Source organism: Clostridium sp., from assembly GCF_030532265.1.
GTDB lineage: Bacteria > Bacillota > Clostridia > Clostridiales > Clostridiaceae > Clostridium.
On the sequence record NZ_JAUNLM010000001.1, the window covers coordinates 138,477 to 159,772 of the forward strand.

The window sequence follows — 21,296 nt, forward strand, 5'->3', positions numbered from 1 at the left end:
TACTTAGAAATAGAATTTTAGTGTATTGGGAATAATAAGAGCAAAAAATTGAATATGGAAAAGGAGGACAAATATGAAAAAAGATGCTTTAATCGAAAGAATAGAAGAATTAGTTATTCCAATAACTGATGATTTAGGATATGAATTATATCATGTTGAATTCGTAAAAGAAAATGGAGAAAATTATTTAAGAATATATATAGATAATGAAGATGGCATAACACTTACTGATTGTGAAAATGTTTCAAGAAGAGTTAGTGAAATGTTAGATATAGAAGATCCAATAAGTACTTCATATTATCTTGAAGTTTCTTCACCAGGAATAAATAGAAACTTATATAAAGAAGATCACTTTAATAGATTTATAGGTAAAGAAATATTTGTAAGATTTACAAAGACAACAAATGGACGTAAAAATATAAAAGGTATATTAAAATCATGTAAAGATGGTTTTATAGAAATAGATGGAGAAGAAACAGTAAGGATTGAACTTGAAAAGGTTAAATCAGCAAATTTAGAAGGAGAATTATAAAAGGAGGATAAACAGATGAACGAAGAGTTTATAGGTGCTCTTAAAGAGATAGTAAAAGAAAAAGGAATAAGTGAAGATTTAATATTTACAACAATTGAGGATGCAATGGTTGCAGCATATAAAAAAAATTATGCAAATCAATATACATCAGCTCAAAATGTCAAAGTTTCAATAAATAGAAATAATGGAGAAATAGGAGTTTATGCTCAAAAAGTTGTTGTTGATGAAGTTTATGATGAAGTAACTGAAATCAGTTTAGAAGAAGCAAAAGAAATAAATCCTAAATATGAAGTTGATGATGTTGTTGATATAGAAGTTACTCCAAGAAACTTTGGTAGAGTTGCAGCTCAATTAGCTAAACAAGTTGTTACACAAAGAATAAAAGAAGCAGAAAGAAATATAGTTTATAGTGAATATAAAGATCAAGAGTTTGACATAATAACAGGTACTGTTCTTAGAAAAGATAAAGGATTAGTATTCGTAAGCATAGGAAAACTTGAAGGAGTTATAGGACCTAATGAGCAAATGAAAGGTGAAGAATACAATTTCAACGAAAAGTTAAAACTATATATAGTTGAAGTTAAAAACACTTCAAAAGGAGCTCAAATAAATGTTTCAAGAACTCATCCAGGATTAGTTAAGAGATTATTTGAACTTGAAGTTCCAGAAATTTATGAAGGAATAGTTGAAATTAAGAGTATATCAAGAGAAGCAGGATCAAGAAGTAAAATTGCTGTATATTCAAATGATGAATCTGTAGATGCTATGGGAGCGTGTGTTGGCCCTAAAGGAGTAAGAGTTCAAAATATAGTAAATGAACTTAAAAATGAAAAGATAGATATAATAAAATGGAGTAAAGACCCAGCAGAATTTATAGCTAATTCTTTAAGTCCAGCAAAAGTTTTAAGTGTTACAGTTAATGAAGATGAAAAATCAGCAAAAGTTGTTGTAGATGATAATCAACTTTCTTTAGCAATTGGAAAAGAAGGTCAAAATGTTAGATTAGCAGCTAAATTAACTAATTGGAAAATAGACATAAAGAGTAAGACACAAGCTTTAAAAGAAGAGGAAGCAAATAAAGAAGAAGTTATTAATATGGATTCAGAAGAAATATCAGAATAGGAGAGATGTTTTTTATGAAGACTAAAAAAATACCTTTAAGAATGTGCACTGGATGTATGGAAATGAAGCCGAAAGTTGAACTTATAAGAGTTGTAAAATCAAAAGATGGTGAAGTTTCTGTAGATTTAACAGGAAAAAAGTCAGGTAGAGGAGCTTATATTTGTAGATCTACTGAATGTTTAAAAAATGCAGTAAAAACAAGAAGACTTAGTAGAAATTTAGACATTCAAATAGATGAGGCAATTTATGATAGGCTAAGGGAAGAGATGAAAGATGAATAAATTTTTGAATTTTCTAGGATTAGCTAAAAGATCAGGTAGCCTGATAGAAGGATATAGCAGATGCAATGAACTTAGAAATAAGACAAAAATATATCTTTTTGTAATTTCAAAAGATGCATCTGAATCAACTAAGAAAAAATTTAAAAAGCATTGTAATGAAAATGAAATAACATATATTGAAGACTTCTCTAAAGAAGATTTAGGGATTGGCATAGGAAAAGAAGAAATTAAAATTTTAGCAATTAAAGATCAAAATATGGCTAAAAAATTATTATCTCTTTACGAGGAGGAAAATGTATGTAGAAATTAACCGGGGGTGACTGTATGTCAAAAATTAGAGTGTATGAATTAGCAAAGGAACTTAATATAAGTTCAAAAGATTTAATTGAATTATTAATGGATGAATTTAATATAGAAGTCAAGAATCATATGAGTGTAATAGAAGATGAGGATGCAGAACTTATAAAAGAACTTTTAGGAAACTCATCAGAAGGAACAGCAGAAATCGTAGAAGAATACGAGAAAATTGTTGACGAAGAAGTAAACAAAGGACCTAAGAAAAAGAAAAAAGGTAAGAGAAATTCAAATTCAAATGAAGATAATGATGGTGATGAAGCTAAAATTATTGAAGTTGGTGAAACTATTCTTGTAAAAGAATTAGCAGAAAAATTAAATAAACCATCAGCAGATGTTATAAAAACACTTATATTTACTGGTGTTATGGCTGGAATAAATCAAGAAATAGATTTTGCTACAGCAGAAAAAGTTTGTGAAAAGTACGAAGTTTTAATAGAGAAAAAAGAAGAATCAGCAGAGCTTGATAAATTAGAAATAGAAGATGAAAAAGAAGAAAATCTTCAAAAGAGACCTCCTATAATAACTGTAATGGGACACGTTGACCATGGTAAGACATCACTTTTAGATGCTATAAGAAAAGCTAAGGTTACTGCAACAGAAGCAGGTGGTATAACACAACACATAGGAGCATATACAGTAACAGTAAATGGAGAAGAAATAACATTTTTAGATACTCCAGGACATGAAGCTTTTACAGCAATGAGAGCAAGAGGGGCACAAATTACAGATGTAGTTATATTAGTTGTTGCAGCAGATGATGGAATAATGCCACAAACAAAAGAAGCTATAAGCCACTGTAAAGCAGCAGGGGTTCCTATGGTAGTTGCTATAAATAAAATAGATAGACCAGGAGCTAATATAGATAGAGTAAAACAAGAATTAACTGAGTATGGATTAGTTGCAGAAGACTGGGGTGGAGATACAATATGTGTTCCAGTTTCAGCTAAAGAAGGTCAAGGAATAGGTACATTACTTGAAATGGTTCTTTTAACAGCAGAAATGTTAGAATTAAAAGCTAATCCAAATAGAAAAGCTAAAGGAACTGTAATTGAAGCTAAACTTGATAAAGGTAGAGGAGCAGTTGCTAGTTTACTTGTTCAAAATGGTACTTTACATGTTGGAGATTCAATATTAGTTGGATCAACTTATGGAAGAATAAGAGCTATGTTTGACGATACAGGAAAGAAAATAAAATCAGCTGGTCCATCAATTCCAGTAGAAATTTTAGGACTTTCAGAAGTTCCAGCAGCAGGAGACAGATTTAATCAAGTAAAAGATGAGAAAACTGCTAGAAATATGGCTGAAAACAGAAAAGAAAAAATGAAAGCTGAAAGTCAAAATAGACATAGAGTTTCTCTTGAAGATTTATATAGTCAAATAAAAGAAGGTACTGTAAAAGAATTAAGTATTATAGTAAAAGCTGATGTTCAAGGTTCAGTTGAAGCTATAAGACAATCTTTAGAAAAATTATCAACAGAAGATGTTAAAGTAAGAGTTATACATGGAGGTGTTGGTGCTATAACTGAAACAGATATAACATTAGCAACTGCTTCTAATGCAATAGTAATAGGATTTAATGTAAGACCGGATAATAATGCTGTTTCAGCGGCTGAAAAAGATGGTGTAGATATTAAAACTTATAGAATTATATATGATGCAATAGATGATGTTAAATCAGCTATGATTGGAATGCTTGAGCCAGAATATAAAGAAGTTGTATTAGGTAAAGCAGAAATAAGAGAAACTTATAAAATATCAAATGTTGGTACAATAGCTGGATGTTATGTTACAGATGGAAAAATAACAAGAAATTCAGATATAAGAGTTATAAGAGATGGTATAGTAATATTTGAATCAACTTTAGCATCTTTAAAAAGATTTAAAGATGACGTAAAAGAAGTTAAGAGCGGATATGAATGTGGATTAAGTGTTGAAAAATTCAATGACATTAAAGAAGGAGACATTATTGAAGCATATACTATGGAAGCCATCGAAAGAAAAGAACTGTAATTAAGAGGTGAATTAACATGGCTAATTATAGAGGTGGAAGAATAAACGAAGAAGTTAAGAAAGTTGTAAGTAGTTTAATTCAAAATGAAATAAAAGATCCTAGATTAACAGCTATGATTTCAGTAACAGGCGTTGAAGTAACTAGAGATTTAAGTTATGCAAAAGTATTTGTAAGCATATTTGCAAATAGTGAAGAAGAAAAAGAAAGCAATCTAAAGGCTTTAAAAAGTGCAAGTGGGTTTATAAGAAGAGAAGTTGGGCGTAAGGTTAAATTAAGAGTTACCCCACAAATAATTTTTGAATTAGATGAATCAATCGATTATGGAATGAAAATTGATGGATTAATAAGAAAAGCTAAGGAGCAATAATATATGGCACTTAAGGATATTAAGAAAATTATCATTGAGGCTAATAAAATTGGAATAACATATCATACATCACCAGATGGAGATGCTATAGGTAGTGCCTTAGGTCTTCTTAATGGGTTAAGAGAACTTGGTAAGGAAGTGTATATAATATCTAAGGATACACTTCCTGAAGATTTCTCTTATCTTCATTATTCAGAAGAAATTAATGGTACAATTACAGAGCCAACAGAAGGAACGGACTTGGTAATTGTTTTAGATTGTGGGAATTTAGAAAGAATATCTGCAGATTTATCGCAATTTAAAGGAATGATAATTAATATAGATCATCATATGTCGAATGATAATTATGGGTTTATAAATTATGTTGATACTGAGGCGGCTGCTACAGCAGAAATAGTATTTTTATTATTAAAAGAAATGGGATATGACTTTTCAGTTAAAGAAGATATATTGCAAAAAATAGGAAATTGTATATATACATCTTTAGTTACGGATACAGGTTCTTTTAGACATTCTAATGTTACTAAAAGAACACATAATATAGCTGGGGATTTAATTGAAGTAGGAGTTAATAATTCAAGTATATACAATAATTTGTTTGATAATAGAAGTATAAATAAACTTAATTTGATGGGATATGTTTTTCAAAGAGCTAAACTTTATTTTGATGGTAAAGTTGTTTGTGCATCTATAGATGATAATATAATAAAAAAATTTGATGCTGAAAAAGAAGATACTTCAGATATAATAGGAACTCTTTTAAGTATAAAATCAGTTGAAATTGCTATTCTTTTAAAGGAAGTTGAAGAAGGTGTAAAAGCAAGCCTTAGATCAAAAAATGATTTTGATGTTAGAAAAATAGCAGAACAATTTGGAGGCGGTGGACATATAAAAGCTTCTGGACTAATGCAAAGAGGGGTTTTACTTAATGTAGCTAAAGATAATCTTTTAAAGTCTATTGAAAGAGAGTTAATGTCATGCAAGGAGTAATTAATATATTTAAAAACCCTGGAATGACATCTTTTGATGTTGTAAGAATTATAAAGAAGATTTCAAAAGAAAAGAAAGTAGGACATACAGGCACTCTAGATCCTGAAGCATGTGGTGTTTTACCAATTTGTCTTGGAAAAGCAACAAAAATAATAGATTATATAATGATAGCACCTAAAAGATATGAAGTTGAATTTTCTTTAGGATTTAAGACTACAACATATGATTTAGAAGGTGAGGTTCTAGATAAAAAGGATATTTCTCATCTTGAGGAAAATATTATATATAATGTCATAAAATCTTTTGAAGGAACTTATAGTCAAATTCCACCAATGTATTCGGCTATTAAAAAAAATGGTGTAAGATTATATGATTTAGCAAGACAGGGAATAGAAATCGAAAGAGAAGGTAGAGAAGTTACTATATATAACATAGATAATATAAAGATAGATTTACCTAAAATTACAATGTCTGTTAAGTGTTCTAAGGGAACATACATAAGAAGTTTATGCTATGATATAGGTGAAAAATTAGGTGTTTATGGAACTATGTGTAAGTTAAGAAGAACTGAAACATCAGTATTTAAAGAACAAGATAGTGTAAATATAGATTTACTAAATGAAGATAATATTAGTGAATATTTAATACCTATAGAAAAAGCATTAAATGCATACCCTTCTGTAACTATAAATAATAAATTTAGAAATCTTCTTGTAAATGGAGCAAATGTATACGATAAGAGGATTTTTAAAAGTGATGTTGAGATAAATACTTTATATAGAGTTTTTGATGAAGATAATATGTTTTTAGGGCTTGGAAAGAAATATAAAGATGGCTTTAAGTTAGAAAAATTATTAATATAACTTAATAGGAGAGAATGCTAAAAGATGAAAGTAATTGATAAAAAAGATACTGGATATTATATTGCATTAGGAAGTTTTGATGGATTGCACAAAGGACATTTGTCATTAATAGAAAAGTGTATAGAGCTTTCTAAAATAAACAATTGCAATAGTATGGTATTTTCATTTAGTAATCATCCAAGAACTGTTATTAATCCAGATAAAAAAATAGAATATTTAATGAACAATAATGAAAAAATTAATATTCTAAAAAATGAGGGTATAGATAAGGTTGTTCTTAGAGAATTTAATAAAGAATTTATGGAATTATCAGCAGAAGGATTTATAGAGAAACTTTGCAATGAATATAATGTTAAAGGTATAGTAGTAGGTTTTAATTATAAGTTTGGACATAAAAATCTAGGAGATACAAAACTTTTAGAAAAACTATCTAAAATTTATAATTATGATTTAAAAATTATGGAACCACTTTTATTTGATGGATATCCTATAAGTAGTACTAGAATAAGAAAAGCAATAAGAGATGGTGAAATTGAATGTGCAAATAAGATGTTAACTAGACCTTATAGTATTACAGGAAAGATAATACATGGTAGACAGTTAGGTCGAACTATTGGATTTCCTACTGCAAATTTAAAAATGAATTTCAATAAAATTATTCTTTGCATTGGTGTATATTATAGCAATGTAAAGTGGAATAATAAAATATATAAGGGAATAACATCAGTTGGTAAAAATCCTACTGTTGAAGGTAAGAGTTTAACAATAGAAACATATATATTAGATTTTGATAAAGAAATTTATGGAGATGAAATAACTTTGTATTTTCTTGAAAGAATTAGAGGGGAAATAAAATTTAACTCTATATATGAATTAAAGAATCAATTAAAAGATGATGAAAAGTTTGCACAATTAAGAAGAATAAATCATATTATATAAATTTTATTTACAATAATAGATTGTTCTGCTATAATAAATAGCGGAAACCTAGTCCTACGTTATAAGGTGCCATCTTATTACGTGGAACTAAGGGGATATTTTACGGAGGTGTAATTATGGATAAGGCAAGAAAGCAAGAAATAATTAAAGAATTTGGAAGAAGTGAACAAGATACAGGATCAGCAGAAGTTCAAATCGCTTTATTAAGCGAAAGAATTAATGAATTAACTGAACACTTAAAAGTTCACAAGAAAGACCACCACTCAAGAAGAGGATTATTAATGATGGTTGGACAAAGAAGAGGTCTTTTAAATTACTTAGCAAAGCAAGATATCGAAAGATATAGAGCTATAATTAAAAAATTAGGTTTAAGAAGATAGCTTAGAGCGGTTAAAACCGCTCTATTATTTTAAAATAATTAGAAAAATTTGTAAGAAAACAAGTCGAAAGGAGGGTTCCTTATGAGAAATACAATAGGTACAGTAATAGCTGGAAGAGAAATGAAAGTTGAATTTGGTGATTTAGGTATGTTATCAAATGCTGCTGTGTTAGTAAGCTATGGAGATACTGTAATATTAACTAATGTAAATAAGTCAGAAGAACCGAGAGAAGGTATAGATTTCTTTCCATTAAGTGTAGAATATGAAGAAAGATTATATGCTGTTGGAAAAATACCTGGAGGATTTATAAAGAGAGAAGGAAGGCCATCAGACAAAGCTATTCTTCATGGAAGAGCTGTTGATAGAACTATAAGACCTTTATTTCCAAAGGGATATAGAAATGATGTTCAAGTTGTATGTACTGTAGTTTCAGTTGAAAAAGATAATTTACCTGAAATATTAGCTATAAATGCAGCTTCAATAGCTTTATGTTTATCAAGTATACCATATAATATTCCAGTAGCTGGAGTACAAGTTGGTTTAGTTGATGGCGAATTTATACTTAATCCTACATCAGAACAAAGAGAAAAAAGCATATTAGATCTTACTGTATGTGCTACTAAAGAAAAGGTTATGATGATAGAAGCTGGTGGAGATGAAATACCAGAAGATACAATGATAGAAGCAATAAACTTTGGATTTGAATCATGTCAACCAATAATAGCCTTTCAAGAAGAAGCTATGGCTAAGTTAGGAAAAGCTAAAGAAGAAGCCGTTCTTTATAGAGTAGATGAAGAAGTAGAAAGAGATGTTAAAGATTTTGCTTCAGATATGGTAAAAGATGCTATGTATATCATGGATAAAGATGAAAGAAATGAAGCTATGAGCAAAGTAAACGAAGCGGTTTATGCAGAGTTTTCTGAAAAGCATGAAGGTAAAGAAGGAGACATAAAAGAAGTTCTTTATACAATGCAAAAAGCAGTAGTTAGAAATATGCTTTTAAAGGATAAAAGAAGACCAGATGGTAGAGCTTTTGATGAAATAAGACCACTTGATTGTGAAGTTTCAATTTTACCAAGAACTCATGGTACTGGATTATTTACAAGAGGATTAACTCAAGTAATGACAGTTGCTACATTAGGATCAATTGGTGATATACAAATATTAGATGGAATAGACGAGGCAGAGTCTAAAAGATATATGCATCATTACAATTTCCCAGCATATAGTGTTGGAGAAGTAAGACCGCTTAGAGGTCCAGGAAGAAGAGAAATAGGTCATGGAGCTTTAGCAGAAAGAGCACTTGAACCTTTAATACCTTCTGAAGATGAATTCCCATATACTATAAGATTAGTTTCAGAAGTTTTAAGTTCAAATGGTTCAACATCACAAGCTTCTGTTTGTGGATCTACTTTAGCATTATTAGATGCAGGAGTTCCTATAAAAAGACCAGCGGCAGGTATTGCTATGGGACTTATAACATCAGAAGATTTAACTGAAGAAGAAGTATTAACTGATATCCAAGGAATAGAAGACTTCTTTGGTGATATGGATTTTAAAGTTGCAGGTACAGAAAAAGGTATAACATCAATACAAGTTGATACTAAGCTTAAAGGGTTAAGTTTTAATGTTGTAAATACTGCAATAAAAAATGCTAGAAAAGCTAGAATGACAATTTTAGAAAAAATACAAGAATGTATACCAGAGCCAAGAAAAGATGTTTCAATATATGCACCAAAAACATCAATTATAAAAATTGATCCAGAAAAAATCAGAGATGTAATTGGAGCCGGTGGAAAGGTAATTAACAAAATTATCGAAGATACTGGTGTAAAAATAGATATAAAAGAAGATGGAACAGTATTTGTATCATCAGTAGATCATGATGGAGTTAAAAAGGCTATTAGCATAATAGAAGGTTTAACTAAAGAGGTTAAAGCTGGAGAAATTTACTTAGGTAAAGTAACTAAGATAACAACATTCGGAGCTTTTGTAGAAATTCTTCCTAATAAAGAAGGGCTAGTGCATATTTCAAAATTAGATAAAAGTAGAGTAAATAAAGTTGAAGATATAGTTTCGGTTGGTGATGAAATCCTTGTTAAAGTTACAGAGATTGATAACCAAGGAAGAATAAATCTTTCAAGAAAAGATGCATTAGAAGATAATGAAGAAAAAGAAGATAAGGAATAATAAAAGGGCAATATAATTGCCTTTTTTTTACTAGAGGAGGCTTTTATGCATAAAATTTTTACACTAGAAAATGGGCTAAAAATTGTTACAGAAAAAATAGATGGGGTTAATTCGGTTAGTGTAGGAGTAATGATTCAAAATGGATCAAGAAATGAAGAATTAGAGGTAAATGGTATTTCTCATTTTATAGAACACATGTTTTTTAAAGGTACGAAAAATAGAACTGCAAAACAAATTGCAGAAGAAATCGAAAATGTAGGTGGGCAAATAAATGCTTTTACAAGTAAAGAGGTAACTTGTTATTATATAAAAACATTGCATACACATATAGATATTTCTTTAGATGTATTATCAGATATGATTTTAAATTCAAAGTTTGATGAAGAAGAAATTGAAAAAGAAAAAGGTGTAGTAATAGAAGAAATAAATATGAGTGAAGATAGTCCAGAAGATGTCTTAGATAATCTTCATTCAAAGGCAGCATTTGAAGGAAATACATTATCTTACCCTATATTAGGCAGTATAGAAAAGGTTAAGGATTTAACAAGAGATGAAATTATAAAATTTATAGATGAAAAATATACACCAAATAATTCTGTTATATCTATTTGTGGTAAATTTGATGAAGATCAAATATTAAGGCTAGTAAAAAAGTTTTTTGGAGAATGGGAAAATAAAAGTAATTATTCTCCTAAATATGAACCTTTTGAAATAAAACAAAATTCATATTTTTTAAAAAAAGAAATCGAGCAACTTCATATAAATTTAGGTTTAAAGGGCTTACCAGCAAATGATGATAAAGGATATGCATTAGTATTATTAAATAATATATTAGGTGGTGGAGCATCATCTATATTATTTCAAAAAGTTCGTGAAGAACTTGGACTTTGTTACTCTGTATATTCATATATTCAAGCTTTTCAAGAAACTGGATTAATAAGTATATATATAGGTCTTAGTAAAGAATATGCTTCAAAAGCTTTACAAGTTATAAGAAGAGAAATAGAGAATTTGGTTGAAAATGGTATAACAGAAGAACAATTAAAAATAAATAAAGAAAAGATTAAAGCTAATTATATATTAGGTTTAGAAAGCACTAGTTCTAAAATGTTTGCTAATGCAAAATCATTGCTTTTAAGAAAAAATATTAGAACTGAAGAAGAAGTTATAGAAAAAATAGATAAAATAAGTAAAAATGATATAGATTATGTTATTAATAAGTGTTTTAAAGATGGAGTTATAAACACTGCTTATGTTGGTAGTGACATAGATAAGGACTACTTAGATTCATTTATATATAAATCAACAATAGCTTATAATTATAAAAATGAAGACAAATGTAAAATATAGTAATAAAAATAAATTATACTTCATATATTTATGTATAAATATATAGGAGGTCTTACTTATGTATGTTCAAGGAGATAAAAATATAAAATATCTTAGTGAACTTGAAAAATATGAGCTTATAAATATAAATGATGGTGAAAAATACGATTATCTTCAAAATAATGATTTAGTAATTGATGAAGAAGGAAATATAAGATATTTAATAGTTGATACTACAACTTCTAAGTTTAGTATTTTTGGTGGGGCGAGAGAAGTATTAGAAATAAATTGGAATGCAGTTCAAAAGGTTGGAGCAAAAACAATAATATTAGATGCTGATGAAAGAAGTATAAAACGAGCTAAAGTATAAATTTAAGGGGGAAACGTTATGAAAATTGTAGTACAAAAATTTGGTGGAACATCTGTATCTACAAAAGAAAGAAGACAGAAAGTAATAGAAAAAGTAAAGCAAGCTATTAATAAAGGATTTTCACCCGTTGTGGTAGTTTCGGCTATGGGAAGAAAGGGAGATCCTTATGCTACTGATACATTATTATCATTAATAGAAAAAGATTTTAAAGCAACAAATAAATTAGCTACAGATCTTTTAATGTGTTGTGGAGAAATAATAAGTTCAGTAGTTATGAGTAATGAGTTATTTAAATCAGGAATAGATGCAATTCCTTTAACTGGAGGTCAGGCTGGTATAAAAACTGATAATATTTATACAAATGCTAATCATATAGATGTTAAGCCAGATCAGATATTAGATGCAGTTTCAAAAGGAAGAGTTCCTGTAATAACAGGATTCCAAGGTATGACAGAAGATGGATTTTTCACAACTCTTGGAAGAGGAGGTAGTGATACGAGTGCAGCTATTATTGGAGCAGCATTAAATGCAAATCAAATAGAGATTTATACTGATGTAGATGGAATAATGACAGCTGATCCAAGAATAGTTCAAAATGCTTCAGTTATAAATGTTATAAGTTATAATGAAGTATTCCAATTAGCAGAACAAGGTGCAAAAGTAATACATCCAAGGGCTGTAGATATTGCAATGAAGAGTAATGTTCCTCTTTTAATAAAAAATACAATGAGTGATGCAGAAGGTACTCTTATAAATAATAATGGTGATATAAATAATGATAAAATAATAACTGGTATAACTCATAGAAATAATAGAATACAAGTAAATATAAAATTAAACGAAAATAAAGATAATCAAAAATATAGAGAGGTATTAAGTTTATTAGCAGCAAATAAAATAAGCTTAGATCTTATAAATATATTCCCAGATCAACAAATTTTTACTATAGATAATGAAAGCAAAAACAATTTAGAAAATATATTAAATTCAATTAATATAAAATATTCATTAAATGAAGGATGTAGTCAAATAGCTGTAATAGGATCAAGAATGGCTGGAATACCTGGAGTTATAGCTAAGATTGTTCAAACTTTAACTGATAATAATATTGAAGTTTTACAAACAGCAGATTCACATATGACTATATGGTGTTTAATAAAAACAGAAAAAGTATCTGAAGCTATTAATGCATTACATAAATCATTTGAATTATCATAAACTAAATAAATAGTATAAAATATTTACTCTTGTACAAAATAAAAATGTATAGGAGGAATGGTTATGAGTAATGATAATGAAAAAGATAAAGAAAAGTTAGATAAAAATATTGAGGCTATAAAAGAATTTGGAAATACTGGAATAGTAAATCCTAATGAAAGAATAAGGATATTACCAATAATAGGACAGATAGAAGGACATATTGTTTCACCAGCCCAAAATAAGGCTACGAAATATGAACATGTAATTCCACAACTTATAGAAATGGAACAAAATGAAAATGTTAAAGGCGTTCTTATAGTTCTAAATACAGTAGGTGGAGATGTAGAGGCTGGGCTTGGAATTTCTGAAATGATTAATTCAATTTCAAAACCGACTGTTTCAATAGTAATAGGTGGAGGACATTCTATAGGAGTTCCACTTGCAACTTCAGCAAGTTATTCATTTATAACTCCATCAGCCACTATGATTGTACATCCAATAAGAATGAATGGATTTATAATCGGAGTATCTCAAACTTTTGAATACTTTAAGAAAATGCAAGAAAGAATAAATGATTTTATAGTCAGAACATCTAACATAAGCAAAGAACATTTAGAAAAACTTTTAAAACAGCAAGGAGATTTATTAAATGATGTTGGAACTATATTAATAGGTAATCAGGCTGTAGAATGTGGACTTATAAATGAAGTCGGTGGTTTGAAAGAAGCGATTGCAAAATTAAATTCATTAATAGATGATAATGAGTAATTTTAAAAAATCAGCTATAATATCTTATGGCTGATTTTCTTATGTATTCATAAAGGGATTTTAGTATATTTGTAGAAAATAATAAAGTGAGGTGAGTAAATTTGGGGAAGACTAATAAAAAGAGAAATAGTAAAAAAATTAGTAAGAATACAGATATAATTGGACTTATATATATATCTTTAGGAATTCTTCTATCAGTAGCAATATATACAGATTTTGTAGGAATATTATCAAGTATTTCACAAAGAATATTTCACTTTCTAGTTGGTATTGGTATATATGTGTTACCATTATATATATTATATCTAGGTTATCAATACATAAAAAATAAGGGAGTTTTAATATTAAGCAGAAAATTTTATGGAATTACTATATATTGTTTAATACTTATATTAATTTGTTCAACTATATATATTCAAATAAGTGATGATATAGTTTCATTTAGCGATGGAATAAAAAATATAGCATCTATGAATAGTATACTTAATGGAGGAATAATAGGGTATATTTTTGCTTATCCATTATTTAAATTTTTAGGAGCTATTGGTTCTTATATAGTATATATATCATTATTAATAATAGCTACAATGTTAACTTTTGATATTACATTACATGATTTATGTAAAGAAGTTAAAAATAAGAGTAAAAAAATTAAGCCTATAGTAGAGAAGAAAAAAGATGATAATGATTATCTAGATGATACATTTATAAAAGTTGTAGAAAAAAATAATAATAAAAACAAAAATAAAGATGAATTTTTAAATGGTGTAAATAATAAAATAAAAATATTAGATTTTATGAAAAATCCAGAAGTTGATGATTTAGATGAACAAACATGCATATTTGATAATGATTATATAAGCAATGATAAAAGTAAAGAACCTTATAATTCAAAAAAATCAAAGATTCAAAAAGTTTCTTTGAATGATGAAAATAACAATAAATATAAAAATGAAAATACGGATAATTTATTTAATGAAAAAGTAAATAAAGAAATAGAAAACAATATAGAAAAAGCAACTAATAGTGAAAATAAGACATATGTATATCCAGGATTAGAATTATTAAAGATAAATAGTTCTACAAATTTAAATAATGATGACAAGCAAGAACTCATGGAAAGTGCTGATAAGCTTGAAAGTACATTAGAGAGTTTTGGAGTTGATGCAAGTGTTACTAGAGTTACAAAAGGTCCATCAGTAACTAGGTTTGAATTGCAACCAAGTCCAGGTGTTAAGGTAAGTAAAATAGTTAATTTATCAGATGATATAGCATTAGGTCTTGCAGCAACAGGAGTGAGAATTGAAGCACCAATACCAGGTAAAGCGGCAGTTGGAATAGAAGTACCAAATAGAGAGCAAACTCCAGTATTTTTAAGAGAAGTATTAGAGTCTGATGAATTTTTAAATACAAATAAAAAATTAGCTTTCTCATTGGGAAAAGATATAGGTGGAAAATGTGTTGTTGGAGATTTAAGTAAAATGCCTCATACATTAATTGCAGGGGCAACAGGATCAGGTAAAAGTGTTTGTATAAATACTTTAATTGTTAGTTTATTATACAAATATTCTCCAGATGAAGTGAAGCTTTTAATGGTTGATCCAAAAGTAGTAGAACTTAGTGTTTATAATGGAATACCACATTTATTAGTTCCAGTAGTTACAGATCCTAAAAAAGCAGCTGGAGCTTTAAATTGGGCAGTTAATGAAATGACTAGAAGATACAAATTATTTGCTGATTCAGGGGCTAGAAATATAGATTCTTATAATACTTTATTTGAAAAAGGAATAATAGAAGAGAAATTACCTTATATAGTAATTATAGTTGATGAGCTTGCTGACCTTATGATGGTATGTCCTAATGATGTGGAAGACTATATAGGAAGATTAGCTCAAATGGCGAGAGCTGCAGGTATGCATTTAGTTATAGCTACTCAAAGACCTTCAGTAGATGTTATAACAGGTGTAATAAAAGCAAATATTCCATCTAGAATATCCTTTGCTGTTTCATCACAAATAGATTCAAGAACAATATTAGATAGTGGTGGGGCAGAAAAGCTTTTAGGAAAAGGAGATATGTTATATTATCCGGTTGGATCTAGTAAACCTCTTAGAGTTCAAGGTTGTTTTATTTCAGAAGATGAAGTTGAGAGAGTTGTTGAATTTGTTAAAAATGAAGTAGAAAAAGTTGAGTATAAGGAAGAAATAATAGAACATATAAATAATGAATCAGATTCTTCCTTAAATAATATTAAAGATGAAGATAGTGATGAACTTATTGATGATGCAATAAATATTGTTGTAGAATATGGACAAGCATCCACATCTTTTTTACAAAGAAGATTAAGAATAGGTTTTAATAGAGCATCTAGAATAATGGATGAATTAGAAGAAAGAGGAGTAATATCTAAAAAGGATGGCAGTAGACCTAGACAGGTATTAGTTAAAAAAGAAGATTTAATTGCTACTGATAATTTAGAGTAACTTATTTAGAATATAGTTTTAATTAAAACTTGTAATAGGATAAAAACAGTTATAAAATAGTTAAGTAAAAGTATTTAAAAACGTAGGAGGAATAAGTTTTGGCAAAATATAAAGTAGGAATGGTTAGCCTAGGCTGCGATAAAAATAGAGTAGATTCTGAAATAATGTTAGGAATAATGAATAAAGAATATGAAATAACAAACAATCCTAAAGATGCAGATATAATAATTGTTAATACATGTGGTTTTATTGATAAAGCAAAACAAGAATCAATAGATACAATATTAGAGATGGCAAAATACAAAAAAGATTATAAATGTAAAATGTTAATTGCTACTGGTTGTTTAACTCAAAGATATGGAAATGAATTAAAAGAATTAATGCCTGAAATTGATATAATGCTTGGGGTTAATGATTATATAAAAATAGCTAAATTAATAAAGCAGTTTATGAATGAAAATGATACTAATTTAGGATTTACTGAAGTTGAGTATTCAGATGATAATATAAATGAAGGAGAAAGAATACTTACTACTAATAAAAGTACAGCATATATAAGAATAGCAGAAGGGTGTAACAATTTCTGTACTTATTGTATAATACCTAAAATAAGAGGAAAATTTAGAAGTAGAAGTATGGAAAATATACTAGAAGAGGCTAAAGCTTTGGTTAATAAAGGTGTTAAAGAATTAATTTTGATAGCTCAAGATACAACTCTTTACGGTAGCGATATATATGGAAAAAAGAGTCTTCATACACTTTTAAGTGAGCTTTCAAAAATAGAAGATTTAAAATGGATAAGAGTGTTGTATTGTTATCCAGAAGAAATATATGATGAATTAATAGAAGAAATTTCTGTTAATGAAAAGGTAGTAAATTACTTAGATTTACCTATACAACATATAAGTGATCACATATTAAAACTTATGGGCAGAAAAACTACAAAACTTGATATAACTAATAAAATAAATAAATTAAGAGAAAAAATACCTAACATAGCAATTAGAACATCTTTAATTGTCGGGTTCCCTAATGAAACAGAAGAAGATTTTAATGAACTTAAAGATTTCTTAATGGAATACAAATTGGATAAGGTTGGAGTATTTAAATATTCAAGAGAAGAAGGTACACCAGCTGCAATTATGGAAGGTCAAATAGAAGAAGATGTTAAAGAAGCACGTGAAAAAGAACTTATGATTTTACAAAGTAAAATATCAAAAGAAATAAATAGTTTGAAAATAGGTAATGTGTATGATATTCTTGTTGAAGGAAAAAATGAAGAATATTACTATGGAAGAAACTTTGAAATGGCACCAGATATTGATGGAAATGTATTCTTTACAAAACATTGTCCTGTAAGTATAGGAGAATTTGTAGAAGTAAAAATTGAGAAGAATACAGAGTATGATTTAATAGGAGTTGGTATGTGTGAATCTTGCAAATAAATTAACAGTTCTTAGAATGATATTAGTACCTGTATTTTTGATATTTATAGCTGTTAAAGGAATACCTTATGGTACATTTATTGCTACTTTTATATTTATTATAGCTTCAATTACTGATAAACTTGATGGATATATTGCAAGAAGTAGAAATCAGATAACTAATTTTGGAAAATTTATGGATCCATTAGCAGATAAATTATTAGTTACAGCAGCATTAATATCTTTGGTAGAGTATGGGGTCGTACCTAGTTGGGCAGCAGTTATAATAATAGCTAGAGAATTTGCTGTTTCTGGACTTAGAACTATAGCAGCTGCTGAAGGAAAAGTAATAGCAGCTAGTTGGTGGGGAAAAATAAAAACAGTAATACAAATAATTGCTTTAATATTACTATTAATTGAAGTTAATATAGCTCAAAGTACAGTTATGTATGAGTTTGTAGTAAAAAGCAATTTCTTAGTAAGCTTTTTTAAATATGTTCCTGATTTAGCTTTAGATTTAGCAGTATTAATAACAATAATTTCAGGATATGATTATTTTAGAAAAAACAAAAGAGTTATATCAACAAAAAAATAAGTTGATTTAAAAAAATAATATATGTCAATAATTATAAAAGTTCCTTCTATGTTAGTTGGAACTTTTATTTGCAGTTTTAGTTGACTATATAAAATATGTTATATATAATTAATTATAGAACATAAGTTCGATGAGAGGATGGTGTATTATTAATGAATATAGATGCAAATAAATTAAAAGCAATAGAAGCTGCTATGGGTCAGATAGAGAAACAATTTGGAAAAGGTTCAGTAATGAAACTTGGTGAGGAATCAACTTTAAATGTAGATTCAATATCAACAGGATGTCTAGACTTAGATATTGGACTTGGAATTGGTGGTGTTCCTAGAGGAAGAATAATAGAAATATATGGACCAGAAAGTTCAGGAAAAACTACTGTTGCACTTCATATAGTTGCAGAAGCACAAAAAAAAGGTGGAGCAGTTGCATTTATAGATGCAGAACATGCTTTAGATCCTGCATATGCAAGAAAAATAGGTGTAGATACAGAAAATCTTATAGTATCACAACCAGATACTGGTGAGCAAGCTTTAGAAATAGCAGAAGCTTTAGTGCGTTCAGGAGCTATAGATGCTATAGTAGTAGATTCAGTTGCCGCACTTGTACCAAGAGCTGAAATTGAAGGAGAAATGGGAGATTCTCACGTTGGACTTCAAGCAAGGTTAATGTCACAAGCATTAAGAAAACTTGCAGGAACTATAAATAAAACAAATTGTGTTGCAGTATTTATAAACCAATTAAGAGAAAAGGTTGGTGTTATGTTTGGAAATCCTGAAACAACACCTGGTGGTAGAGCATTAAAATTCTATGCTTCAGTAAGAATGGATGTTAGAAGAATAGATTCAATAAAACAAGGTGAAAATATAGTAGGAAATAGAACAAGAGTTAAAATAATAAAAAATAAAGTAGCTCCTCCATTTAGACAAGCGGAATTTGATATTATGTATAATGAAGGTATATCAAAAGAAGGTAATATAATAGATGTGGGTGTTAAGGAAGAAATAGTTCAAAAAAGTGGTGCATGGTTCTCATATGGAGATATAAGATTAGGTCAAGGTAGAGAAAACGCTAAATCTTACCTAAAAGAAAATCCAGAAGTTGCATTAGAGATAGAAAATAAAATAAGAGAAAAACATAATTTACCATTATCTAGTCCTATTATAGAAAAAAATAATGAGATTGAAAATGAAAAAAAATAAATAAAAAAAACAAGATATATTTTAATATATCTTGTTTTTTTACTATTAAATCTAAAAGTTAAAAGGTTTACTTAAGTTTTGAAAATTATATTATAAAAAGAGAAAAAAAGAGTATTTTAAAGAAAAATGAAAAAAATAAAAATAAAGTAATTAATATTGCTTAACTTGACATAAATTTATTTTTACTATACAATAATAACAAATACTGGTTTATCATATTCCAAAGATAACAGTGAGAAACAGTATGACACCTACTACGCTTTCTTTAAAGAAAAATAAGCTAGGGGGTGTTAATATGCAACAAATTATGCCGATAATTTTAATTGATATAATTGTGCTGTTAATATTAGGAATAGTACTTTATAAAACTATACAAAGTACATCAAGAAACAAAATAGAATCTCTTGAAAGAGATGCTGAAAAGTTAGTAGAAGATGCTAAAAAAGAAGCTGAAGCTATGAAAAAGGAAGCTATTCTTGAAGCAAAAGAAGAGGTTCATAGATTAAGAAGTGATTTGGAAAAAGATTCTCGTGAGAGAAGAAATGAAATTCAAAGGCTTGAAAGAAGAGTTTTACAAAGAGAGGAAGCTCTAGATAAAAAGAGCGATTTTCTTGAGAAAAAAGAAGAAATTATCAATGGTAGAGTTAATGAAATTAAACAGTTAGAAAAAGAAGCTAATGATCTTCACGAAAAGAGAAGAGAGGAACTTGAAAGAGTTGCTAATCTTTCAAGTGAAGAAGCACGTCAAATTTTACTAGATGAAGTAAAGAAAGAAGTTTCTCATGAATCTGCTTTACTTATAAAAGAAATTGAAAGTAAAGCTAAAGAAGAGGCTGATAAGAAGGCTAGAGAAATTATTACTACAGCTATACAAAGATGTGCAGCAGATCATGTTTCTGAATCAACTGTTCACGTTGTAGCATTACCAAATGATGAAATGAAGGGTAGAATAATAGGTAGAGAAGGAAGAAACATTAGAACCCTTGAAACTTTAACAGGAGTTGATTTAATAATTGATGACACTCCAGAAGCTGTAATTCTATCAAGCTTTGATCCTATTAGGAGAGAAGTTGCTAGAATGGCACTAGAAAAGTTAATAGTGGATGGTAGAATACATCCAGCAAGAATCGAAGAGATGGTAGAAAGAGCTCAAAAAGATGTTGAAAACGACATAAAAGAAGAAGGAGAACAAGCAACACTTGAAACTGCAGTTCACGGACTTCATCCAGAGCTTACAAGATTACTTGGTAGATTAAAGTATAGAACAAGTTATGGTCAAAATGTATTAAAACATTCCATAGAAGTTTCATACTTAGCTGGTTTGATGGCTTCGGAGTTAGGTTTAGATGTTACTCTAGCTAGAAGAGCAGGATTACTACATGATATAGGAAAGGCTGTAGATCAAGAACAAGAAGGACCACATGCTATTATTGGTTCAGACCTTGCTAAGAAATATGGAGAATCTAAATTAGTAGTAAATGCTATAGGAGCCCATCATGGGGATGTTGAAATGCAATCTTTAGAAGCAGTATTGGTTCAGGCGGCAGATGCTATATCAGCAGCTAGACCAGGTGCAAGAAGAGAAACATTGGAGGCATATATAAAGAGATTGGAGAAATTAGAAGAAATTTCAAACTCATATGAAGGTGTAGAAAAGTCATATGCCATTCAAGCTGGTAGAGAGATTAGAATTATGGTTAAACCAGAACAAATTGATGATGCTGGAGCAGTTGAGTTAGCTAGAAATCTTGCGAAAAGTGTAGAAGAACAATTAGAATATCCAGGTCAAATAAAAATCAACGTAATTAGAGAAACAAGGGCGGTTGATTTTGCTAAATAAATAATAAAGATAATTAAAATACATTTTGTTTTAAACAAAGTGTATTTTTTAATTTA

The 21,296-nt window shown here is 28.6% G+C and carries 20 protein-coding genes; all 20 read left to right on the forward strand.

The window, feature by feature from the left end; genetic code table 11:
- The first annotated feature begins 73 nt into the window (after window positions 1-73).
- Window positions 74-532: a ribosome maturation factor RimP gene (gene rimP / locus Q4E08_RS00715; RefSeq protein ID WP_303127103.1), complete on the forward strand. Its 459-nt coding sequence runs from the start codon at window positions 74-76 to the stop codon at window positions 530-532.
- Between the two features lie 15 nt (window positions 533-547).
- Window positions 548-1,654 (forward strand): transcription termination factor NusA, encoded by a 1,107-nt coding sequence (gene nusA, locus Q4E08_RS00720; RefSeq protein WP_303127105.1) that lies wholly within the window; start codon window positions 548-550, stop codon window positions 1,652-1,654.
- Between the two features lie 14 nt (window positions 1,655-1,668).
- Entirely contained in the window at window positions 1,669-1,935 is a 267-nt protein-coding gene (locus Q4E08_RS00725; protein ID WP_303127107.1) for an RNase P modulator RnpM, read from the forward strand.
- Window positions 1,928-2,245, forward strand: coding sequence for a ribosomal L7Ae/L30e/S12e/Gadd45 family protein (locus tag Q4E08_RS00730; protein WP_303127109.1), 318 nt, complete (start codon window positions 1,928-1,930; stop codon window positions 2,243-2,245). The genes Q4E08_RS00725 and Q4E08_RS00730 overlap by 8 nt, the downstream gene beginning before the upstream one ends.
- 14 nt (window positions 2,246-2,259) lie before the next feature.
- Window positions 2,260-4,302, forward strand: coding sequence for a translation initiation factor IF-2 (gene infB, locus Q4E08_RS00735; RefSeq protein WP_303127111.1), 2,043 nt, complete (start codon window positions 2,260-2,262; stop codon window positions 4,300-4,302).
- Between the two features lie 17 nt (window positions 4,303-4,319).
- Window positions 4,320-4,670, forward strand: coding sequence for a 30S ribosome-binding factor RbfA (gene rbfA / locus Q4E08_RS00740; protein ID WP_303127113.1), 351 nt, complete (start codon window positions 4,320-4,322; stop codon window positions 4,668-4,670).
- 3 nt (window positions 4,671-4,673) lie between these two features.
- Window positions 4,674-5,660 carry a bifunctional oligoribonuclease/PAP phosphatase NrnA gene (locus Q4E08_RS00745; protein ID WP_303127115.1) on the forward strand — a complete coding sequence of 329 codons (987 nt, stop codon included), beginning with the start codon at window positions 4,674-4,676 and terminating at the stop codon, window positions 5,658-5,660.
- Complete coding sequence (gene truB / locus Q4E08_RS00750) at window positions 5,648-6,523, forward strand: tRNA pseudouridine(55) synthase TruB (protein WP_303127117.1); 876 nt, start codon at window positions 5,648-5,650, stop codon at window positions 6,521-6,523. The genes Q4E08_RS00745 and truB overlap by 13 nt, the downstream gene beginning before the upstream one ends.
- Before the next feature lie 24 nt (window positions 6,524-6,547).
- Window positions 6,548-7,462: a bifunctional riboflavin kinase/FAD synthetase gene (locus Q4E08_RS00755; protein WP_303127119.1), complete on the forward strand. Its 915-nt coding sequence runs from the start codon at window positions 6,548-6,550 to the stop codon at window positions 7,460-7,462.
- Window positions 7,463-7,578: 116 nt separating this feature from the next.
- The gene (rpsO, locus tag Q4E08_RS00760) at window positions 7,579-7,842 is read left to right on the forward strand and encodes a 30S ribosomal protein S15 (RefSeq protein ID WP_209795242.1); all 264 of its coding nucleotides are present in this window, start codon (window positions 7,579-7,581) and stop codon (window positions 7,840-7,842) included.
- An 81-nt stretch (window positions 7,843-7,923) separates the two neighbouring features.
- Window positions 7,924-10,032, forward strand: a complete 2,109-nt coding sequence (locus Q4E08_RS00765) for a polyribonucleotide nucleotidyltransferase (protein ID WP_303127123.1) — start codon at window positions 7,924-7,926, stop codon at window positions 10,030-10,032.
- A gap of 45 nt (window positions 10,033-10,077) precedes the next feature.
- Entirely contained in the window at window positions 10,078-11,382 is a 1,305-nt protein-coding gene (locus Q4E08_RS00770) for a pitrilysin family protein (RefSeq protein ID WP_303127125.1), read from the forward strand.
- A 58-nt stretch (window positions 11,383-11,440) separates the two neighbouring features.
- Window positions 11,441-11,731, forward strand: coding sequence for a YlmC/YmxH family sporulation protein (locus tag Q4E08_RS00775; RefSeq protein ID WP_303127127.1), 291 nt, complete (start codon window positions 11,441-11,443; stop codon window positions 11,729-11,731).
- 18 nt (window positions 11,732-11,749) lie between these two features.
- Window positions 11,750-12,949, forward strand: coding sequence for an aspartate kinase (gene dapG, locus Q4E08_RS00780; RefSeq protein WP_303127129.1), 1,200 nt, complete (start codon window positions 11,750-11,752; stop codon window positions 12,947-12,949).
- Window positions 12,950-13,012: 63 nt separating this feature from the next.
- Window positions 13,013-13,699, forward strand: a complete 687-nt coding sequence (locus Q4E08_RS00785) for a ClpP family protease (RefSeq protein ID WP_303127131.1) — start codon at window positions 13,013-13,015, stop codon at window positions 13,697-13,699.
- 101 nt (window positions 13,700-13,800) lie between these two features.
- Complete coding sequence (locus tag Q4E08_RS00790; RefSeq protein WP_303127133.1) at window positions 13,801-16,182, forward strand: DNA translocase FtsK; 2,382 nt, start codon at window positions 13,801-13,803, stop codon at window positions 16,180-16,182.
- A gap of 98 nt (window positions 16,183-16,280) precedes the next feature.
- Entirely contained in the window at window positions 16,281-17,627 is a 1,347-nt protein-coding gene (gene rimO, locus Q4E08_RS00795; RefSeq protein WP_303127135.1) for a 30S ribosomal protein S12 methylthiotransferase RimO, read from the forward strand.
- Window positions 17,611-18,201, forward strand: coding sequence for a CDP-diacylglycerol--glycerol-3-phosphate 3-phosphatidyltransferase (gene pgsA / locus Q4E08_RS00800; protein ID WP_303127137.1), 591 nt, complete (start codon window positions 17,611-17,613; stop codon window positions 18,199-18,201). Before rimO ends, pgsA begins: the two co-directional genes overlap by 17 nt.
- Window positions 18,202-18,353: 152 nt before the next feature.
- Window positions 18,354-19,400, forward strand: a complete 1,047-nt coding sequence (recA, locus tag Q4E08_RS00805; protein ID WP_303127139.1) for a recombinase RecA — start codon at window positions 18,354-18,356, stop codon at window positions 19,398-19,400.
- A 295-nt stretch (window positions 19,401-19,695) separates the two neighbouring features.
- On the forward strand, window positions 19,696-21,240 hold the full coding sequence (rny, locus tag Q4E08_RS00810; protein WP_303127141.1) for a ribonuclease Y: 1,545 nt from the start codon (window positions 19,696-19,698) through the stop codon (window positions 21,238-21,240).
- The last annotated feature ends 56 nt before the right edge of the window (window positions 21,241-21,296 follow it).